Source organism: Citrobacter sp. BIDMC107 (assembly GCF_001037575.1).
GTDB lineage: Bacteria > Pseudomonadota > Gammaproteobacteria > Enterobacterales > Enterobacteriaceae > Citrobacter > Citrobacter freundii.
In genome coordinates this window covers 253,121-272,756 of the sequence record NZ_KQ089848.1, presented here as the reverse complement: position 1 = coordinate 272,756, position 19,636 = coordinate 253,121, and the positions used below count along the sequence as shown (strand labels likewise).

The 19,636-nt window shown below is 51.1% G+C and carries 19 protein-coding genes and 1 other RNA gene; 11 read left to right on the top strand and 9 right to left on the bottom strand.

From position 1 onward, the window contains the following. Positions 1-17 precede the first annotated feature (17 nt). From SK39_RS01300 to ydiK, 3 genes are all read right to left on the bottom strand, one after another. Positions 18-374 (bottom strand): YdiL family protein, encoded by a 357-nt coding sequence (locus SK39_RS01300; protein ID WP_003836596.1) that lies wholly within the window; start codon positions 372-374, stop codon positions 18-20. 157 nt (positions 375-531) lie between these two features. After that, positions 532-639, bottom strand: an RNA gene (gene rprA, locus SK39_RS25205) — antisense sRNA RprA. 184 nt (positions 640-823) lie between these two features. Then, complete coding sequence (ydiK, locus tag SK39_RS01295; protein ID WP_003030544.1) at positions 824-1,933, bottom strand: AI-2E family transporter YdiK; 1,110 nt, start codon at positions 1,931-1,933, stop codon at positions 824-826. A gap of 213 nt (positions 1,934-2,146) precedes the next feature. Between ydiK and ydiJ the strand changes: the two genes are divergently transcribed. From ydiJ to SK39_RS01280, 3 genes are all read left to right on the top strand, one after another. Then, positions 2,147-5,203 carry a D-2-hydroxyglutarate dehydrogenase YdiJ gene (ydiJ, locus tag SK39_RS01290; RefSeq protein ID WP_048216519.1) on the top strand — a complete coding sequence of 1,019 codons (3,057 nt, stop codon included), beginning with the start codon at positions 2,147-2,149 and terminating at the stop codon, positions 5,201-5,203. Next, on the top strand, positions 5,200-5,610 hold the full coding sequence (gene menI, locus SK39_RS01285) for a 1,4-dihydroxy-2-naphthoyl-CoA hydrolase (protein WP_003030541.1): 411 nt from the start codon (positions 5,200-5,202) through the stop codon (positions 5,608-5,610). The genes ydiJ and menI overlap by 4 nt, the downstream gene beginning before the upstream one ends. A 77-nt stretch (positions 5,611-5,687) precedes the next feature. Then, positions 5,688-5,876 carry a YdiH family protein gene (locus SK39_RS01280; protein ID WP_003030540.1) on the top strand — a complete coding sequence of 63 codons (189 nt, stop codon included), beginning with the start codon at positions 5,688-5,690 and terminating at the stop codon, positions 5,874-5,876. A 66-nt stretch (positions 5,877-5,942) separates the two neighbouring features. Here SK39_RS01280 and SK39_RS01275 read toward each other — a convergent pair whose 3' ends face one another. Further along, on the bottom strand, positions 5,943-6,794 hold the full coding sequence (locus SK39_RS01275) for a Vmh family MBL fold metallo-hydrolase (RefSeq protein ID WP_048216518.1): 852 nt from the start codon (positions 6,792-6,794) through the stop codon (positions 5,943-5,945). Positions 6,795-6,916: 122 nt separating this feature from the next. On the opposite strand from SK39_RS01275, the gene SK39_RS01270 reads away from it, so the two are divergent. From SK39_RS01270 to ldtE, 8 genes are all read left to right on the top strand, one after another. Further along, on the top strand, positions 6,917-7,795 hold the full coding sequence (locus SK39_RS01270) for a LysR family transcriptional regulator (protein WP_008323864.1): 879 nt from the start codon (positions 6,917-6,919) through the stop codon (positions 7,793-7,795). A 490-nt stretch (positions 7,796-8,285) separates the two neighbouring features. Next, the gene (gene sufA, locus SK39_RS01265) at positions 8,286-8,654 is read left to right on the top strand and encodes a Fe-S cluster assembly scaffold SufA (protein WP_003029385.1); all 369 of its coding nucleotides are present in this window, start codon (positions 8,286-8,288) and stop codon (positions 8,652-8,654) included. A gap of 8 nt (positions 8,655-8,662) precedes the next feature. Next, positions 8,663-10,150, top strand: coding sequence for a Fe-S cluster assembly protein SufB (gene sufB / locus SK39_RS01260; RefSeq protein WP_003836585.1), 1,488 nt, complete (start codon positions 8,663-8,665; stop codon positions 10,148-10,150). Between the two features lie 16 nt (positions 10,151-10,166). Beyond that, positions 10,167-10,913 (top strand): Fe-S cluster assembly ATPase SufC, encoded by a 747-nt coding sequence (gene sufC, locus SK39_RS01255; protein WP_003029383.1) that lies wholly within the window; start codon positions 10,167-10,169, stop codon positions 10,911-10,913. Beyond that, the gene (gene sufD / locus SK39_RS01250) at positions 10,888-12,159 is read left to right on the top strand and encodes a Fe-S cluster assembly protein SufD (RefSeq protein ID WP_003836582.1); all 1,272 of its coding nucleotides are present in this window, start codon (positions 10,888-10,890) and stop codon (positions 12,157-12,159) included. The genes sufC and sufD overlap by 26 nt, the downstream gene beginning before the upstream one ends. Beyond that, entirely contained in the window at positions 12,156-13,376 is a 1,221-nt protein-coding gene (gene sufS / locus SK39_RS01245) for a cysteine desulfurase SufS (protein ID WP_048216517.1), read from the top strand. The genes sufD and sufS overlap by 4 nt, the downstream gene beginning before the upstream one ends. A gap of 12 nt (positions 13,377-13,388) precedes the next feature. Next, positions 13,389-13,805, top strand: a complete 417-nt coding sequence (gene sufE, locus SK39_RS01240) for a cysteine desulfuration protein SufE (RefSeq protein WP_003029378.1) — start codon at positions 13,389-13,391, stop codon at positions 13,803-13,805. Positions 13,806-13,928: 123 nt separating this feature from the next. Further along, a complete protein-coding gene (ldtE, locus tag SK39_RS01235) occupies positions 13,929-14,933 on the top strand; it encodes a L,D-transpeptidase LdtE (RefSeq protein WP_048216516.1) in 1,005 nt (334 codons plus the stop codon). Between the two features lie 67 nt (positions 14,934-15,000). On the opposite strand, the gene lpp is transcribed toward ldtE, so the two are convergent. The 5 genes from lpp to SK39_RS01215 all read right to left on the bottom strand — a co-directional run bounded on the left by lpp (position 15,001) and on the right by SK39_RS01215 (position 19,631). After that, complete coding sequence (gene lpp, locus SK39_RS01230) at positions 15,001-15,237, bottom strand: murein lipoprotein Lpp (RefSeq protein WP_003029373.1); 237 nt, start codon at positions 15,235-15,237, stop codon at positions 15,001-15,003. A gap of 309 nt (positions 15,238-15,546) precedes the next feature. Further along, entirely contained in the window at positions 15,547-16,959 is a 1,413-nt protein-coding gene (pykF, locus tag SK39_RS01225) for a pyruvate kinase PykF (protein WP_003029366.1), read from the bottom strand. Between the two features lie 7 nt (positions 16,960-16,966). Continuing rightward, positions 16,967-17,161 carry a protein YnhH gene (ynhH, locus tag SK39_RS27750; protein ID WP_242637968.1) on the bottom strand — a complete coding sequence of 65 codons (195 nt, stop codon included), beginning with the start codon at positions 17,159-17,161 and terminating at the stop codon, positions 16,967-16,969. 212 nt (positions 17,162-17,373) lie between these two features. Continuing rightward, a complete protein-coding gene (locus SK39_RS01220; RefSeq protein ID WP_016150144.1) occupies positions 17,374-18,717 on the bottom strand; it encodes an APC family permease in 1,344 nt (447 codons plus the stop codon). Positions 18,718-18,737: 20 nt separating this feature from the next. Then, complete coding sequence (locus SK39_RS01215; protein ID WP_016150145.1) at positions 18,738-19,631, bottom strand: proline iminopeptidase-family hydrolase; 894 nt, start codon at positions 19,629-19,631, stop codon at positions 18,738-18,740. Positions 19,632-19,636 lie beyond the last annotated feature (5 nt).

Below are 19,636 nucleotides of genomic sequence, written 5' to 3'. Positions count from 1 at the left end.
TATGGCGTTGCGATCTCTTAACACATACGCTCGAGATCGTGAGCATAGAGTTCAACAGCTGCCGACTGATAGATTTTCCAGTCGAGAAAACCATCGTGGTGATAAACCGCCTGAAAAGCGTTCAGATCGGGGAAAAAACGCATGGTGTTATTACCAATGCGGTTATTTATTTTGTCGATAATTGCATTAATTCTTAACTTCCTCTTGGCTTTCATTTCTGAACAAATGCGGACAATGTCGTCTGGAATTTCTCTTTCACCCTTTTCCCATTGTTGCCAGGCGACAACATTGTCATCGCGCGCGATATACCTGGCGCTTTCTTCCACCGTCATAGCAAAAATATGGCGGATCGCCTGTAGCTCTAATGCGTTCATTATTTGGTCGCTTCATAAAAGACGGTGGAATAGTAATAACATTGCTGTGGATATTTCGGCTTGAAGAGAGTCACAGTATTTTGTGCAATATTATTTGGTCCTTGACGGGGAAGATAATGTGTTGGTGCGTTAAGGTTGGTGGAGTGGCGTGCGAAGGACAAAAAAAAGCCCATCGTGGGAGATGGGCAAAGACTACACACAGCAATTCGTTGTTTCACTCAGGGGATTTCCATGCTTATAAATCAATGTGTTGATCTAAAGCCATGGGCTAATAGTAGGCATACTGATTTTTTACGTCGATCAGATTCATCTCAATAGTTTAAAAACTGTAAAGAATTTGCGACACAAATGAGTATTGAAAGAGGGATGAAGTTGGTTCTAATCCCGTAAGAGGGAGGGATTGATTAGTATTGTTAAACAATCAGGCGGCGTTGCCGCCTGATGTTGGATTACTTATTGCGTTCGATTTCAGCAATTTCTTCGAGGATTTCATCCGGATTGGTACCTGGCGCAGGGGCTTCGTTTACCCAGGCGGAGAACAGACGCCAGGAAACGGCCAGTACTACTGGACCGATAAACAGACCAATCATGCCGAAGGCAATCAATCCGCCGATGACTCCGGAGAGAATCAGGAGCAGTGGCAAATCGGCACCCATGCGAATCAGCATCGGTCGAATCACGTTATCCAGTGTTCCGACCACGCCGCTCCACACCAGCAACACGGTGCCCCAGGTTGAATCCCCCGTCCAGTATAGCCAGATAATGGCCGGAATCAGTACCGGTAGCGGCCCCAGTTGCACCAGACATGACAGGATCATCAATACCGCCAGCAGTGTGGCATACGGCACACCGGTTACCGCCAGACCAATACCCCCGAGCACTGCCTGTACCAGAGCGGTGACCACAACGCCTAATGCGACGGCGCGAATGGCTTGTGCTGCCAGCAGAATGGCAGCATCTCCACGTTTTGAGGCAAGACGGCAGGCGAAGTGACGAATACCTAATGCGACTTGTTCACCGCGCCAGTACAACAGGGCACTGAACAGCAGCATCAGGCCACAGTGCATCATAAAGCGGCCGATATGCGCGGCCTGACCGACGAACCAGGTGGTGGTGGTGCCGATATAAGGACGAACCTTGGCCATAATCGCCGAACCGCCCATATCCAGTAAGCTGTGCCATGCGCCATACATTTTGGCACCCACCAGTGGAATGCTGTTCAACCATGCCAGATCCGGTAGTGTCATATCACCTGCGGTTACGGCATGGATCAGCGGCCCACTGCCATCGACGATACTGTTAACCAGCAGCGCGATGGGGATGATGAACAACAGCACCAGCAACAGCGTCATCACCAGTACGGCAAGTGAACGGCGTCCCCAGAGCAATTTTTGTAAGCGTAGCAGGATAGGCCAGGTTGCAATGACAATCGTTCCTGCCCAGGCAAAACCGAGGATAAAGGGCTGAACAATCCAGAGACAGGCCACAATCAGGATGGCTAAAAACAGCACCGATAGCAGCACTTGTGCAATATCCCTGGGCTGACGGAAATTTACCATAAATACTTTTCACCTTTGTCTTTGCGCCAGAACGTTGACGCGACGTGAATACTTAAATGACACCCTGTAATGATGAGCAATTTCAGCGGTTTTGAACAGGCGGATTCTGCCTGTAAATCTGCTGAGCGTATTAGAAAAAAATGTGATACAACAAACAAAGCAACACGCAAACGATTAAATTCACAACACAGACCGCAGGAAAGGGTCACTATAATGATTCCACAAATTTCTCAGGCACCAGGTGTCGTTCAACTGGTGCTCAACTTTTTGCAGGCACTGGAGCAGCAAGGATTTACGGGCGATACGGCAACGAGCTATGCCGATCGTCTAACAATGTCGACGGATAACAGTATTTATCAGCTGCTACCTGATGCTGTCGTTTTCCCTCGTTCAACCGCAGATGTGGCGCTAATCGCCCGTCTGGCGGCAGAACCGCTTTTCTCGTCGTTGATTTTTACCCCGCGCGGCGGCGGCACCGGGACCAACGGTCAGGCGCTGAACCAGGGCATTATTGTTGATATGTCCCGCTATATGAGTCGCATTATTGAAATCAACCCGCAAGAAGGTTGGGTGCGGGTAGAAGCCGGGGTGATAAAAGATCAGCTCAACCAGTTTCTGAAGCCTTACGGCTATTTCTTTGCCCCGGAATTATCCACCAGTAACCGGGCAACGCTCGGCGGGATGATCAACACCGATGCGTCCGGGCAAGGATCGTTGGTTTACGGTAAAACTTCCGATCATGTGTTGGGCATCCGTGCGGTGCTGATGGGCGGTGATATTCTTGATACTCAGCCAATGCCGATCGAGCTTGCCGAAATGCTGGGGAAAAGCAATACCACCATTGGCCGCATCTATAAGACCGTTTATGAACGTTGTCGCGATAACCGACAGCTGATCATGGATAAATTCCCGAAACTTAATCGCTTCCTGACCGGGTACGATCTACGGCACGTCTTTAACGATGAGATGACCGAATTTGATTTAACCCGCATTCTCACCGGCTCTGAAGGTACGCTCGCGTTTATCACCGAAGCCCGTCTGGATATCACCCCGCTACCAAAAGTTAGACAACTGGTTAACGTCAAGTACGACTCTTTCGACTCGGCGTTGCGTAATGCCCCGGTGATGGTGGAAGCACGCGCATTGTCGGTAGAAACTGTTGACTCCAAAGTACTCAATCTGGCGCGGGAAGATATCGTCTGGCACTCGGTAAGTGAATTGATTACCGATGTACCTGATAAAGAGATGCTGGGTCTGAACATTGTAGAGTTTGCCGGTGACGACGAAGTATTGATTAATTCGCAGGTCAGCGCACTGTGTGAACGTCTGGATGGCTTAATCGCTCGTCAGGAAGCGGGTGTCATTGGCTGGCAGCTGTGTACCGAACTGGCGGGAGTCGAACGAATTTACGCCATGCGCAAAAAGGCAGTCGGTCTGCTGGGCAATGCAAAAGGTTCCGCGAAGCCAATTCCGTTTGCCGAGGATACCTGCGTTCCGCCGGAGCATCTGGCGGACTATATTGCCGAGTTCCGCGCGCTACTCGACAGCCACGCCCTGAGTTACGGCATGTTTGGTCACGTAGACGCAGGCGTGCTGCATGTCAGACCGGCGTTGGATATGTGTGACCCGCAGCAGGAAGTGCTGATGAAACGCATTTCTGATGATGTTGTGGCGCTGACGGCGAAATATGGCGGTTTGCTGTGGGGCGAGCATGGGAAAGGTTTTCGTGCAGAATATAGCCCGGCGTTCTTCGGCGAGGAGCTGTATCGCGAACTGCGCAAAGTGAAATCGGTGTTTGATCCGCAAAACCGGCTGAATCCTGGGAAAATCTGTCCACCGGAAGACGTAGATGCGCCGATGATGAAAGTGGACGCGGTGAAACGCGGAACGTATGACCGTCAGATCCCTCTGGCCGTACGCCAGGAGTGGCGCGGGGCAATGGAGTGTAACGGCAACGGGTTATGCTTTAACTTCGATGCGAAAAGCCCTATGTGTCCGTCGATGAAAATCAGCCTCAACCGTATTCATTCGCCAAAAGGGCGAGCTACGTTAGTGCGTGAATGGCTGCGTTTGTTAGCGGATCGCGGGATTGACCCAATACAGCTGGAAAAAGAGCTACCGGAAAAACGCGCCAGTTTACGTTCGCTGATTGCCCGTACCCGCAACAGCTGGCATGCGCGCAAGGGTGAATACGATTTCTCACACGAAGTAAAAGAGGCGATGTCAGGTTGCCTGGCGTGTAAAGCCTGTTCCACCCAGTGTCCAATTAAAATTGATGTACCGGAGTTCCGTTCGCGCTTCCTCCAGCTGTACCACACGCGTTATCTGCGCCCGTTGCGCGATCACATGGTGGCGACCGTTGAGAGCTATGCGCCGTTAATGGCACGAGTGCCCAAAACGTTTAACTTCTTCATCAACCAGCCGCTGGTGCGAAACCTGGCTAAAAAGCACATTGGAATGGTTGATTTACCTCTGTTGTCTGCACCGTCGCTGCAACGCCAACTGGTGGGGCATCGCTCCGCCAATATGACGTTGGAACAGCTCGAATTACTCAGTCTTGAGCAAAAAGCCCGTACGGTGCTGGTGGTGCAGGACCCTTTCACCAGCTATTACGATGCGCAGGTGGTTGCTGACTTTATACGTCTGGTAGAGAAGCTGGGCATGCAGCCGGTACTGCTGCCGTTTTCGCCAAACGGCAAGGCGCAGCACATTAAAGGCTTCTTAAACCGTTTTGCCAAAACGGCGAAAAAGACATCCGAGTTTCTTAACCGGGTAGCGAAGCTGAATATTCCGATGGTGGGTGTTGATCCGGCGCTGGTGCTTTGTTATCGCGATGAATACAAGATGGTGCTGGGTGAACAACGGGGGGATTTCCATGTGTTGCTAGCCAACGAATGGTTATCGAAAGCTGTGGAAGCACAGCAGCCAGTCGCTGTTGGCGGTGAACCGTGGTATTTCTTTGGCCACTGTACCGAAGTGACGGCCTTGCCGGGCGCGCCTGCACAGTGGGCGGCTATTTTTGCTCGCTTTGGCGCAAAGCTGGAGAACGTCAGCGTGGGATGCTGTGGTATGGCTGGCACCTACGGCCACGAAGTGAAGAATCACCAAAACTCATTGGGGATCTATGAGTTATCATGGCACCAGGCAATGCAACGATTGCCACGTAACCGTTGTCTGGCTACCGGGTACTCCTGTCGCAGTCAGGTTAAACGCGTTGAAGGTACGGGCGTTCGCCACCCATTACAGGCACTGCTGGAGATTATAGGATGATCTGGAAACGTGAAGTCACACTCGAGGCGCTCAATGCCATGGGTGAAGGAAATATGGTTGGGTTGCTCGATATTCGTTTTGTGCACATTGGTGACGATACGCTGGAAGCTACAATGCCGGTGGACCATCGCACCAAACAACCCTTTGGGTTGCTGCACGGCGGCGCATCCGTGGTGCTCGCGGAAAGTATTGGTTCGGTAGCGGGATACCTGTGTACTCAGGGTGAGCAAAAAGTGGTGGGCCTGGAGATCAACGCCAACCATATCCGTTCTGCGCGGGAAGGGCACGTCAGGGGTGTATGTCGCGCGTTACATACCGGCTCTCGTCACCAGGTTTGGCAAATAGAGATCTTCGATGAGCAGGGACGATTGTGCTGTACGTCGCGTCTGACGACCGCAATTTTGTGATGCATATTGCTTTTGGTCATTATCTGCACAGGGAATGGTGTTATACTGTGCAGGTTTTGAACACAAGCGAGGATGATATGTCTACCCAATTAGACCCTGCCCAACTGGCAATAGAATTTTTACGTCGTGATAAAACCGATCTTTCACCGGCTCAGTACCTGAAAAGGCTAAAACAGCTTGAGCTGGAGTTTGCAGATCTGTTGGCGCTCTCTTCAACTGAACTGAAAGAAGAGATCTATTTTGCCTGGCGCATGGGCGTTCATTGATTCCGGTATGCTTATCGTAACGAAACCCCGACACGTGTTCGGGGTTATTTTGGCCTTAAATCTTCATTACCACTTCATCTCACCGCTGTTAACCTTCGCACTTAGTTCCAGCGAGCTTGCGTCTGCCAGACCTGGCCATGCTGCCGTCATGGTTTTAATCACATAATCCGATCCTTTCTTCGCCCCTAACACCTGCTCAAACGACTGCAAATAGTCCTGGGTGAAGCGAATAGCTTTATCGCCGGTTGGGCGTTCGCCAATGTAATGACCCGGGACCACTTGAGTGGGCTGTAAGCTCTGCATTTCGCTCAGTACGTTACGCCATGTACTACGCTGTTCTTCAGACTGTGTATCCGCCGTCCAGACGTGAATACCTGAAGCCACGCCTGTGCCGCCAATAATGGCCCGATTCGCCGGGATCCAGATATACGCTGCATAATCGTTGGAGTGACGCAGTTCCAGCGGTTCACCATCAACCGTGAACTGCGTTTGCGTCGTCGCCTGCGGAACGGTGAGCGATGTTGGCGCGCCGTCCTTCATTTGCGGGCCCCAGAATTGCAGTTTGGCCTCTTTGGTGGCGCGGATATGGTCTACCACCTGCGGTGTTGCCAGAACTTTTACCTGTGGGAAAGCGTTGACGATAGGTTGCAGACCGAAATAGAAATCCGGATCGCCGGAAGTGATCACGATAGCCTTCAGCGTTTTACCGCTGGCGCGAATCATCTGCACCAGCTGTTCGCCATCTTTGGTGCTGAACTGGGCGTCAAACAGAATCGCCTCTTTGGGACCAGACACCAGCGTCGAAGAGACCGGGAAAATACCCTTCTCCTGCGGATTATAGACGTCCAGCTGTAGCGGTGCGGCGAAAGCTGAAGACGCAAACAGAGGTAACAGCAGGGCCAGAGATTTAACTTTCATACCAGGTAACCTTATGCAGGGAATTGTCTTTTGATAGTTCCCGTATTTTAAGCATATTCGTATCTGTTAGAATTCCCTCATTAGGACATGCTGAGTTTCATAAAACGATCGGATGGGATGCAATGGACAGAGTGATGGCGGCAACGGTATTTAACCATATCTGTGATTTGGGCAGTCTGAGCGCCGCTGCACGTGCATTGGGGCTTTCCCGTCCGATGGTCAGTCGTTACCTCGACGAGATGGAGAAATGGGCAGGCGCAAGGCTTATCCATCGCTCATCGCGTCGCTTAACGATCACGCCAGCGGGTGAAGAGGCATTACTGAAAACGCGTTCTCTGGCGCAACTTTCGCTGGATATTGGTGCCGCCAGTGGCGCGCAAATTCCCTCAGGCACGCTACGTGTGGCCTGCGCCCATTTTACCGCCATGCATATTCTTGCTCCGGTTCTGCCGGCGTTTATGGAGCAATATCCGCAATTACGTATTGAGGTGGAGATCAATAATCAACCGGTAAGCCTTGTGGGGGAACGCATCGATGTGGCGATCCGCATAACGGATAATCCCGAGCCAGGAACCATCGCCCGTCGGTTGGGCGACTGTAAATCGGTACTTTGCGCGTCCGCAGATTATCTGCATCAACATGGCACGCCTGAGACAGTCGACGATCTCACTCGGCACAATTGCCTGTACTACAGCGGTTTTGCCGGACAATCCTGGCACTTTTTGGATGCCCAGGGGCAGTCTGTCTCCGTTGCAATCAAAGGGAATTTGAGTGCAGGGATCTCTTCGCTGCTCTGCGAGTCGGCGGTGGCAGGAATGGGAATCGCGTTGGTGCCAGAACTGGAAGCGCAGGAAGGGCTGGCGCAGGGAGCGTTAATTCGATTACTGCCAGAACTTCAACCTAAATGCTTACCAATTTATGGCTTATACCTTTCTCGGGAGCATCAGCCTGCGGGGCTACGTTTGCTGCTGGATGCGCTTAGTGGGGCGGCGCAATGCTAAAAAGGTAGCTAAACGTGCTCACAAAATAGTCAAACCGCAAGTTGTGTTAAAAAAAACTTAACGGTGTATGAGATTATTCTTATCGCCCCTTCAAGAGCTAAGCCATCGTGAGTGCCGGAGATAAGCGCCGGATGGGGCCGGAACCCTTAAGCCTGCCAGCAAGCAGACTTAAGGGTTTTTTGTCATTAGCATATTATTTGAATAGTTGTTTTCCCTGTTTTTATCCCTACCTATCCCTTAAATAGACATTATCTATACATCTTTTAATCTTTGACCTGCCTGAACGATTGGATTTCTATAATCCATTATTAATCAATGCATTGAACAAATAATTCCATTCCTGTAAACCCTCGCTGCAGGGTCTATGCTTAGTAAAAGTAGTCAAAAAGGGCGGTTAACCCGAATGCCCCTGCTGTTGAGGGGTTGAAGTGATAATCATTATCACTAACATGTTGTTATAGCTTAAAAGCTAGTGACTCGAGGTAACCCTATGGAATTGCATTCAGGAACATTTAACCCGGACGATTTTGCCTGGCGTGGACTGACGTTAACACCTGCGGCTGCGGCGCATATCCGTGAACTGGTGGCAAAGCAACCCGACATGTTGGGCGTGCGCCTGGGCGTGAAGCAAACGGGATGCGCGGGATTCGGCTACGTGCTGGATACCGTGCGCGAGGCCCAAAAAGACGATCTCCTGTTTGAAACGGATGGCGCCAGACTGTATGTGCCTTTACAGGCGATGCCGTTCATCGACGGCACAGAAGTCGATTTCGTTCGCGAAGGATTAAATCAGTTATTTAAATTTCATAACCCGAAAGCCCAGAACGAATGCGGCTGTGGCGAAAGTTTTGGGGTATAGGCGGTACTATGTCTCGTAATACTGAAGCAACTGACGATGTCAACACCTGGGCTGGCGGGCACCTTAATTACAAAGAGGGTTTCTTCACCCAACTGCAAACCGATGAGCTGGCGAAAGGGATCAACGAAGAGGTCGTGCGCGCGATTTCGGCAAAACGTAATGAACCCGACTGGATGCTGGAATTCCGCCTGAATGCCTTTCGGGCATGGCTGACCATGGAAGAGCCGCACTGGCTAAAAGCGCACTACGACAAGCTGAATTATCAGGAGTACAGCTATTATTCCGCACCGTCCTGCGGTAACTGCGATGAAACCTGCGCATCTGAGCCGGGAGCCGTGCAGCAAACAGGGGCGAATGCGTTTTTAAGCAAAGAGGTTGAGGATGCCTTTGAACAGCTTGGCGTACCGGTCCGTGAAGGCAAAGAGGTGGCGGTTGATGCTATTTTTGACTCGGTATCGGTGGCGACCACCTATCGCGACAAATTGGCGGAACAGGGCATTATTTTCTGTTCGTTCGGTGAGGCGATTCACGATCATCCTGAGCTGGTAAAACAATATCTGGGCACCGTGGTTCCAGGTAATGACAACTTCTTTGCCGCGCTGAATGCAGCGGTGGCATCTGACGGCACGTTTATTTATGTACCGAAAGGTGTGCGTTGCCCCATGGAACTGTCGACCTATTTCCGTATCAATGCGGAAAAAACCGGGCAGTTTGAACGCACTATTCTGGTCGCGGATGAGGGCAGCTACGTCAGCTATATCGAAGGCTGTTCGGCTCCGGTGCGCGACAGCTACCAGCTGCATGCCGCGGTGGTAGAAGTCATCATCCACAAAGATGCCGAAGTGAAATACTCGACGGTGCAAAACTGGTTCCCCGGGGATGGTAACACCGGCGGCATTTTGAACTTCGTCACCAAGCGCGCTCTGTGCGAAGGTGAAAACAGCAAAATGTCGTGGACGCAGTCGGAAACCGGCTCGGCCATTACCTGGAAATACCCAAGTTGCATTTTGCGTGGCGACAACTCTATCGGCGAATTCTACTCCGTGGCCCTGACCAGTGGTCATCAGCAGGCCGATACAGGCACCAAGATGATCCACATCGGTAAAAACACCAAATCGACCATTATCTCGAAAGGGATCTCCGCCGGACACAGCCAGAACAGCTATCGCGGTTTAGTGAAAATCATGCCGACCGCCACCAACGCCCGCAACTATACCCAATGTGACTCGATGCTGATCGGGGCGGATTGCGGAGCGCACACATTCCCATATGTGGAGTGTCGTAACAACAGCGCCCAGCTCGAGCACGAAGCCACGACGTCGCGCATTGGCGAAGATCAGCTGTTTTACTGCCTGCAGCGCGGTATCAGCGAAGAGGATGCCATTTCGATGATCGTGAATGGTTTCTGTAAAGACGTGTTCTCTGAACTGCCGCTGGAATTTGCCGTGGAAGCGCAAAAACTTCTCGCCATAAGTCTTGAACACAGCGTCGGTTAAAATTTAAGGAAAGCACATGTTAAGCATCAAAGATTTACAGGTCAGTGTGGAAGATAAGGCGATCCTGCGTGGGCTGAGTCTTGAAATTCGCCCCGGAGAAGTGCACGCCATTATGGGGCCAAATGGTTCCGGGAAAAGTACGCTTTCCGCCACCCTGGCCGGACGTGATGACTATGAAGTCACCGGCGGGACGGTAGAATTCAACGGTAAGGATTTACTGGAACTGTCACCGGAAGACCGGGCCGGCGAAGGGATCTTTATGGCATTCCAGTATCCGGTGGAAATCCCCGGCGTCAGTAATCAGTTTTTCCTGCAAACGGCACTGAATGCGGTGCGCACCTACCGTGGTGAAGAGTCGCTGGACAGGTTTGACTTCCAGGATCTGATGGAAGAAAAAATTGCGTTGCTGAAGATGCCGGAAGATTTGCTCACGCGTTCGGTCAACGTTGGTTTCTCCGGCGGTGAGAAAAAGCGTAATGACATATTGCAAATGGCGGTGCTGGAGCCTCAGTTGTGCATTCTGGATGAGTCGGACTCCGGGCTGGATATCGATGCGCTGAAAATCGTCGCAGACGGCGTGAACTCACTACGCGACGGGCAACGCTCATTCATTATCGTCACCCATTATCAACGCATTCTGGACTATATCAAACCCGATTATGTTCACGTTCTCTACCAGGGGCGAATAGTGAAGTCCGGTGATTTTACGCTGGTCAAACAACTTGAGGAGCAAGGTTATGGCTGGCTTAGCGAACAGCAGTAACGTGCTGCAACAGTGGCACCATCTGTTTGAAACGCAAGGTGAGACGCGCTCGCAACATGCCCAGCAGCATCTGCAGCAGATGCTGCGTCTGGGGCTGCCAACGCGTAAGCATGAGGACTGGAAATACACGCCGCTGGAGGGGTTAACCAATAGCCAGTTTGTCAGTCATGTCACTGAGATAACGTCAGCCCAGTGTGAAGCGTTAGCGCCGGCAATTGATGCCATACGACTGGTATTTGTCGACGGGCAATTCTCTCCAACGCTGAGCGACAGAGCGGAAGGTAGTGGTTTTGACATTACCATTGACGATGCGCGCCAGATGCTGCCAGCGGCTATCCAACCGGAAGTGTTTCTGCACCTGACCGAAAGCCTGTCGCGTAGCGTCACTCACATTCAGGTGAAGCGTAACCAGCGCCCAGCGAAACCGCTGCTGCTACTGCACATTACCCAAGGGCTGGCGGGCGATGAGGTGAACACGGCGCACTATCGCCACCATCTGGAGCTGGCGGAAGGCGCAGAAGCCACCGTTATTGAACACTATGTCAGCCTCAGCGAGCTTCGCCATTTCACTGGCGCACGTTTAACCATGAATGTCGCGGCGAATGCGCACTTGCGCCACATCAAACTGGCGTTTGAGAACCCACAGAGCCACCATTTCGCGCACAATGACATTCAATTGGGGGCGGATGCCACGGCCGCCAGCCACAGTTTTTTACTCGGTGATGCGGTGCTGCGTCATAACACCAGCACCCAGCTTAACGGCGAAAACACCACGCTTCGGCTCAACAGCCTGGCAATGCCGGTGAAAAATGAAGTCTGCGACACCCGCACCTGGCTTGAGCATAACAAAGGATATTGCAACAGCCGCCAGCTGCATAAAACGATCGTCAGCGATAAGGGGCGGGCGGTATTCAATGGCCTAATCAACGTCGCTCAGCACGCTATTAAAACTGATGGCCAGATGACCAACAATAATTTGCTGCTCGGTAAACTGGCGGAAGTGGATACCAAGCCGCAGCTTGAAATCTATGCCGACGACGTGAAATGCAGTCACGGGGCGACGGTAGGGCGGATCGACGACGAGCAGATGTTCTATTTGCGTTCGCGCGGGATCGGCCAGCAAGATGCCCAACAAATGATTCTCTATGCGTTTGCCGCTGAGCTAACGGAAGCCCTGGGCGAGGAAACGCTGAAACAACAGGTACTGGCACGGATCGCCCAACGCTTGCCGGGAGGCGTAGCATGACATTTCCCATTGAAAAAGTGCGGGCCGATTTTCCTGTTCTGACGCGTGAAGTGAATGGTTTACCGTTGGCGTATCTGGATAGCGCGGCCAGCGCGCAAAAGCCGAACCAGGTGATTGATGCCGAAGCCGAGTTCTACCGTCACGGCTATGCGGCGGTCCACCGCGGTATCCATACGCTGAGCGCTCAGGCTACGGAAAAAATGGAGAATGTGCGCAAGCTCGTTTCGCTGTTTATTAACGCCCGCTCCGCCGAAGAGCTGGTGTTTGTTCGCGGTACGACGGAGGGCATCAATCTGGTGGCGAACAGCTGGGGCAGCAGCAATGTGCGGGCGGGCGATAACATTATCATCAGCGAAATGGAGCACCATGCCAATATTGTGCCCTGGCAGATGCTGTGTGCCCGCGTAGGTGCAGAACTGCGCGTTATCCCGCTCAATGACGATGGTACGTTGCAGCTGGAAACGCTGCCGACGCTGTTTGACGATCGCACGAAGCTGCTGGCGATTACCCACGTATCTAACGTGCTGGGCACGGAAAACCCGTTGGGTGAGATGATCGCGCTGGCGCATCAATACGGCGCGAAAGTGCTGGTAGATGGTGCGCAGGCGGTGATGCATCATCAGGTGGATGTGCAGGCGCTGGATTGCGATTTTTATGTTTTCTCCGGGCATAAACTTTACGGTCCAACCGGTATTGGCGTTCTGTATGCCAGAGAGTCGCTGCTGCAGGAGATGCCGCCGTGGGAAGGCGGTGGTTCAATGATTGCGACGGTGAGTTTGAGTCAGGGAACGACGTGGGCCAAAGCGCCCTGGCGGTTTGAAGCCGGAACGCCAAACACCGGGGGCATTATCGGACTCGGCGCGGCTATTGAATATGTTTCAGCGCTGGGGCTGACTGAAATCAGCGAATATGAACAGTTCATGATGTGCTATGCGTTGGAACAGCTGGCGGATGTGCCGGATTTAACAATCTACGGACCGGATAACCGTCTGGGTGTGATTGCGTTTAACCTCGGCAAGCATCACGCCTATGACGTCGGGAGTTTTCTCGATAACTATGGCATCGCCGTGCGGACGGGGCATCACTGCGCAATGCCGCTGATGGCCTTTTATAACGTTCCTGCGATGTGCCGGGCGTCGATTGCAATGTATAACACCCATGAAGAAGTGGATCGCCTGGTAACGGGCCTCAAGCGTATTCACCATTTACTGGGCTAACAGGGAGGCGTTATGGCTGCGCTACCGGATAAAGAAAAGTTGTTGCGTAATTTTCTGCGTTGCGCTAATTGGGAAGAGAAATACCTGTACATTATTGAACTGGGTCAGCGTTTGCCGGAACTAAACGATGACTTACGCTGCCCGGAAAATAGCATTCAGGGATGCCAAAGCCAGGTATGGATTGTTATGCGTCAGAATGGCGAAGGGATTATTGAATTACAGGGCGACAGTGATGCGGCAATTGTGAAAGGGCTTATTGCCGTGGTATTCATTTTGTATGATCGCATGACGGCTCAGGATATTGTGAATTTTGATGTGCGCCCGTGGTTTGAAAAAATGGCGCTCGCACAGCATCTCACACCGTCTCGTTCACAAGGGCTGGAGGCGATGATTCGGGCTATTCGCGCCAAAGCCGCAACTCTTAGCTAAACTGATAAAACACGTCAACTTTCAGACCGACTTGAAAGCGTTCGTGTAAGGCAACGCAGTGACTCGTAGGCCGGATCGGGCGCTCGCCGCCGTCCGACAAGAACGCCAGGGGGGTGAGTGAGTATGAAACGCGCGTCTGTTATTACGTTAATGCTAATCGGCGCCTACAGCGCTATTCAGGCCGCATGGGCGGTCGATTATCCTTTGCCCCAGGCGAACAGCCGCCTTGTTGGGCAAAACCAAACCTACACCGTGCAGGAAGGCGATAAAAACCTACAGGCGATAGCCCGTAAGTTTGATACCGCTGCAATGCTGATCCTTGAAGCCAACAATACTATTGCCCCCGTACCTAAACCCGGAACGCTGATCACTATTCCCTCACAATTACTGCTGCCGGATGCACCACGCGAAGGCATTATTGTGAATCTGGCGGAACTGCGTCTGTATTACTTCCCGCCGGGAGAGAATATTGTTCAGGTATTCCCGATTGGTATCGGTTTGCAGGGGCTGGAAACGCCGGTAATGGAAACCCGGGTTGGGCAGAAAATCCCGAATCCAACCTGGACCCCTACACCAGGCATCCGTAAACGCTCTCTGGAGCGTGGCATCACATTACCGCCTGTTGTACCTGCCGGACCAAATAACCCGTTAGGACGCTTTGCACTGCGTCTGGCGCATGGAAACGGTGAATATCTGATCCACGGCACCAGCGCGCCGGACAGCGTGGGCCTGCGAGTGAGTTCTGGGTGTATTCGCATGAACGCGCCGGATATCAAAGCGTTGTTTGCTCAGGTCCGCACAGGCACGCCGGTCAGGGTGATTAATGAGCCGATAAAATATTCGATAGAGCCGAACGGCATGAGGTATGTCGAAGTGCATCGACCGCTGTCGCCTGAAGAGGAACAAAACGTCCAGACCATGCCGTATGTGTTACCAGCCGGCTTTACCCAGTTTAAAGACAATAAAGCGGTGGATAACAGTCTGGTGGAAAGGGCGTTGTATCGTCGTGCAGGTTATCCGGTCACCGTCACTGCCGGGCAAGCATCGGTCGCGAGCAATAGGCCAGAAGTGAAGTCTGCGCAAAATGGTGTGCCGGGAGAAGATGCTGAGGTGCGCGCTACGCAATAACAGGGAAGGGGAATTCAGAGCAAAAAAATGGCGCACAATGTGCGCCATTTTTATTACACAGATACTATTACTTGCGGTATTTAGTAGCTGCGTTGTCCAGACGCTGGTTAGCGCGAGCTGCGTCATCTTTAGCAGCCTGAACGTCGGAACGCATTGCGTTCACGTCGTTGCTCAGCTGGTCAACTTTAGCGTTCAGAGTCTGAACGTCAGAAGACAGCTGATCGATTTTAGCGTTGCTGGAGCAACCTGCCAGCAGAGTAGAACCCAGGATTACCGCGCCCAGTACCAGTTTAGTACGATTCATTATTAATACCCTCTAGATTGAGTTAATCTCCATGTAGCGTTACAAGTATTACACAAAGTTTTTTATGTTGAGAATATTTTTTTGATGGGAATGCACTTATTTTTGATCGTTCGCTCAAAGAAGCATCGAATTGTGCAAAAACGGCTAAAAAACCGAGTGAAAACAGAAAGCTTCCATCGGATTCATCTTAGATAATCACGGATTAGATAGTGAAATCCGATTTGATTTTTTATTAATTGTGGCTATCGATTAAATAAAAAAAGCGCCACTAGGGCGCTTTTTTAAGCAAATTAATTCGCGATGGAATTATTACAGCACGTGAACGGATGCAGTGTTGGTGGTGCCGCTCGGAACCAGTGCACCAGAAACCATAACCACAACGTCACCTTTCTGAGCCAGACCGCTTTCCAGAGCGACTTCTTTACCCAGGCGATAGAAATCATCGGTAGAGCTGATTTCTTTAACCACCTGTGCAACAACGCCTTTGCTCAGCACCAGCTGACGCGCGGTAGTTTCGTTGGTGGTCAGCGCCAGGATGGTAGCATCCGGGAAGTATTTACGTACTGCACGAGCAGATTTACCACCCTGGGTTGCGACGACGATCAGCGGCGCGTCCAGTTTTTCAGCAGTTTCAACCGCGCCACGGCACACGGCTTCGGTGATGCGCAGTTTGCGGCTGTCATTGTTGAAGTCCAGACGGCTGGTCATCACACGGTCAGTACGCTCACAGATGGTCGCCATGATGGTAACGGCTTCCAGCGGGTATTTACCTTTTGCTGACTCGCCAGACAGCATTACTGCGTCGGTACCGTCGAGGATGGCGTTCGCTACGTCACCGGCTTCTGCACGGGTCGGACGCGGGTTTTTGATCATGGAGTCCAGCATCTGGGTCGCAGTGATAACGACTTTACGTGCACGGATACATTTTTCGATGATCATCTTCTGCGCGAAGATAACTTCTTCAACCGGGATTTCAACGCCCATATCGCCACGCGCAACCATGATGCCGTCAGACGCTTCGAGGATTTCGTCGAAGTTGTTCAGGCCTTCCTGGTTTTCGATTTTGGAGATGATCTGGATGTTTTCGCCGCCGTGCGCTTTCAGGTGCTCACGGATTTCAACGACGTCAGAACGTTTACGGATAAAGGACGCTGCAACGAAGTCAACGCCTTGCTCGCAACCGAAGATAAGGTCTTGTTTGTCTTTTTCAGCCAGTGCAGGCAGTGCGATGGAAACGCCCGGCAGGTTAACACCTTTGTTTTCGCCCAGGTCGCCGTTGTTCAGCACTTTACAGATAACTTTGTTACCTTCGATGGCGGTAACTTCCATGCCGATCAGACCATCGTCAACCAAAACGGTGTTGCCGACGGACAGATCTTTCGTGAAGCCTTCATAAGTAACAGCAACGATTTCGTTGTTACCTACGACAGATTTGTCGGTGGTGAAGGTGAAGGTCTGGCCCGCTTTCAGGGAAACGTCGTTACCGCCTTCCAGTTTGATGGTACGGATTTCCGGACCTTTGGTGTCGAGCAGGATTGCTGCTTTCTTGCCGGTTTTGCTCATGACGTTGCGCAAATTCTTGATGCGCTGACCGTGTTCTGCATAGTCGCCGTGAGAGAAGTTCAGACGCATGACGTTCATGCCCGCGTCCAGCATTTTGGTTAACATCTCTTCAGATTCGGTTTTCGGACCGATGGTGCAAACAATTTTCGTCTTTTTCATGACAGTCTTAGTCTTTAAGTTGAGAAGGATATGGAAATCTGGCTCCCGCCGCGCACGGACGGGAAGCTAAACCTGAGTTACGAAAGTTGTGATGCCTCGCTCTAAGGATAGGTGACATCGAAAGAGCGTGCAGAGGAATGTGTGCTTGTGTTTCAGCCCAACGGGATGGTGAGTTTTGTAGTCGTTGAGTTTTACAGGTCAATGTGCTGAAACCATTCAAGAGACAATTGGCGCGCATTATACGCTGAAAATTATCAAAAAGGAAAATGGAAACAGCGTTTCAAAACACTTCTGTGCAGTTTTACAAAGAATCAGCATTAAATTGTTTCGGGTTGGTTAACAAAACACCGCCCAACTTCAGACGGTGTTGCGCAACAAGAAAAAAATAACGTGTTGCAAACTCAGGATTCAGCCTTAGTCGAGCAGCTTTCGCCCCTCAAGATCGATATGGATGTCCTGCTTATGCGCTTTCCGATACCACAAAACCGCCAGACCGATTACAGACCAGATAACCCCGAGCGTCAGCGCGTGAATGTTCATATTCAGACAGACATAACCAATGACGACCATCCCCAGCACAGGAGAAATCACATGAGGGACAAAACGACGATGCTGTTTCATCTTTACGTTGTAGAGCACGAAGACACTCAGGTTCACCATAAAGAATGCGAAAAGCGCACCGAAGTTGACAAGGGTGGATATGGATTCAATTTTCCCGGAAAACAAGTAACTAAGGAATAGTGTCACAGCCCCGGTGAACAGAATTGCATAGTCAGGTGTTTTTCTTTTACTGTGCACATGCGCCAGAAATGTGGGTAACATTTTATCTCGCCCCATAGAGAACAGGACGCGCGATACGGCGGTTTGCGCCGTAATGATATTCCCGACTGCGCAAACGAACGCTACGATGATAGAAAATGCAACTTTAAGCCAGATGCCGCCAACATCGCCTGCAATCGTGAAAAAAGCCTCGTTAGTTTCTGTACCTTCCGCAAAACTGTCGATTTTACCCGTAGCGAATGCGGCAAAGGTCACCACAATAATAAACAGCACGGTGGCCAGGATAAGGGCGAGAAGGGTTGCCTTACTGACTGCTTTCCCGCCGCCTTCGCTTTCTTCACTTAGGGTACTAATGGCATCAAATCCGAGGAAATTGAGCGCCGCAACAGAGATCGCGGTAGCAATTAAGCCAGGGGTAAACCACTGAGAATCAAAAAAAGGTTTGAAAGAAAATGACACGTGGCTGCTATCAAGCATCAGCAGTCGCAAAATCAGCACCACAAAAATGGCCAGAATACCGAGTTGAATAAAGACCAGCAGTTTGTCGAATTTAGCCGTTTGTTGTATTCCCAAATAATTTATGCCCGTTCCGATAGCCACATAAATTAACGGCCATACCCAAATCGGTATTTGCGGAAGTATTGCATGAACAGCAACACCGCCCAGGACGGCAACCAGCGTAGGGAATAACAGATAATCCAGCAACAAAATCCATCCGGTGAGAAAACCCACAGCGGGGTTGATGCACACGCCTGCATAGGTATAAGCCGACCCGGAGGATGAGATGTGCTTTGATAATGTTGAATAGCTGTGGGCGGTAAAAAACATCGCGATAGCGCCAATAATATACACGAGCGCGACCATGCCATGAGATAAATTATATACGACGCCATAGAGAGAAACCGGCGCGATCGGCACCATAAATACCAGCCCGTACAGCACCAAATCTGTGAGAGATAACTTTTTTATTTTACTCATAGTAAACACCTCAATTCGTGTTAATCAAGGCCTCGTAAAAACTCACGGACAGCAGTGAGGCAAGGCTCGGTATTTTCTTCATGTGGGTTATGGCTGCTGTCAGGAATCGTGACACCCCGACAGTGGGTTATATGGGTAATAAGCGGTTGAACGACCTGTGATGTCGCCTGATCATACTCACCATGAAGGACTAATCCTGGGCATCGAATCTTGTGCAATGAACGGGTGATGTCCCACTGCGCCAGCAAGCCATTCACCGCAAGTTCATTCGCGCCCCATAGCACATGGTAGGCGGTGGGATCGGCGGCAAATTGCGCATCAGAACGCTGAATATGCAGCGGTTCTTGCGCCAGGGAATAAACATGTTTTTTGTAGTAGGCAATAAGTTGTTCAGGCGGATGCTGATAGATTTTTGCCTGCATAATGGCATCGTCTGACATTGCATCAGCGCCAGTCGTGAGTTCTTTAAACAATCGCAGTACTTCGCTTTGCCAAAGTGGGATGCTGGCGGGAGCGCTGGCATATATCACACCACTCAACCCTTCCGGTTGCGTGCAGGCGTGCTCTGCTGCCAGCATACCTCCCCAGGAATGTCCGAGTAATGAATATCGCTGACCAATATTCAGATGACTGATTAATTGGCGAAGTTGCTGAAGATAACGTTCTATTGTCCAGAATGAGGCATCCGCCAGCGGAAAATGCGTCGAACGACCACAACCATATTGATCGTAAAATATCACCATGCGTCCATCATCAGACAGCTCATGATAATTTAATAGATAATCAAAACCGCCTGCTGGACCGCCGTGTAAGATGATTAATGGCATTAATTGAGATGCCGGGTCGCCATAAATACGATAGCTGGTTAATATGCTATCGCAAAACATTTCACCATATTTGTAGTGACTTTGCATATTTT

Bases quoted from the DNA above. Each gene is read 5' to 3' on its own strand.
- SK39_RS01300 (WP_003836596.1), bottom strand. From the start codon at position 374: ATGAACGCATTAGAGCTACAGGCGATCCGCCATATTTTTGCTATGACG.
- ydiK (WP_003030544.1), bottom strand. From the start codon at position 1,933: ATGGTAAATTTCCGTCAGCCCAGGGATATTGCACAAGTGCTGCTATCG.
- ydiJ (WP_048216519.1), top strand. From the start codon at position 2,147: ATGATTCCACAAATTTCTCAGGCACCAGGTGTCGTTCAACTGGTGCTC.
- menI (WP_003030541.1), top strand. From the start codon at position 5,200: ATGATCTGGAAACGTGAAGTCACACTCGAGGCGCTCAATGCCATGGGT.
- SK39_RS01280 (WP_003030540.1), top strand. From the start codon at position 5,688: ATGTCTACCCAATTAGACCCTGCCCAACTGGCAATAGAATTTTTACGT.
- SK39_RS01275 (WP_048216518.1), bottom strand. From the start codon at position 6,794: ATGAAAGTTAAATCTCTGGCCCTGCTGTTACCTCTGTTTGCGTCTTCA.
- SK39_RS01270 (WP_008323864.1), top strand. From the start codon at position 6,917: ATGGACAGAGTGATGGCGGCAACGGTATTTAACCATATCTGTGATTTG.
- sufA (WP_003029385.1), top strand. From the start codon at position 8,286: ATGGAATTGCATTCAGGAACATTTAACCCGGACGATTTTGCCTGGCGT.
- sufB (WP_003836585.1), top strand. From the start codon at position 8,663: ATGTCTCGTAATACTGAAGCAACTGACGATGTCAACACCTGGGCTGGC.
- sufC (WP_003029383.1), top strand. From the start codon at position 10,167: ATGTTAAGCATCAAAGATTTACAGGTCAGTGTGGAAGATAAGGCGATC.
- sufD (WP_003836582.1), top strand. From the start codon at position 10,888: ATGGCTGGCTTAGCGAACAGCAGTAACGTGCTGCAACAGTGGCACCAT.
- sufS (WP_048216517.1), top strand. From the start codon at position 12,156: ATGACATTTCCCATTGAAAAAGTGCGGGCCGATTTTCCTGTTCTGACG.
- sufE (WP_003029378.1), top strand. From the start codon at position 13,389: ATGGCTGCGCTACCGGATAAAGAAAAGTTGTTGCGTAATTTTCTGCGT.
- ldtE (WP_048216516.1), top strand. From the start codon at position 13,929: ATGAAACGCGCGTCTGTTATTACGTTAATGCTAATCGGCGCCTACAGC.
- lpp (WP_003029373.1), bottom strand. From the start codon at position 15,237: ATGAATCGTACTAAACTGGTACTGGGCGCGGTAATCCTGGGTTCTACT.
- pykF (WP_003029366.1), bottom strand. From the start codon at position 16,959: ATGAAAAAGACGAAAATTGTTTGCACCATCGGTCCGAAAACCGAATCT.
- SK39_RS01220 (WP_016150144.1), bottom strand. From the start codon at position 18,717: ATGAGTAAAATAAAAAAGTTATCTCTCACAGATTTGGTGCTGTACGGG.
- SK39_RS01215 (WP_016150145.1), bottom strand. From the start codon at position 19,631: ATGCAAAGTCACTACAAATATGGTGAAATGTTTTGCGATAGCATATTA.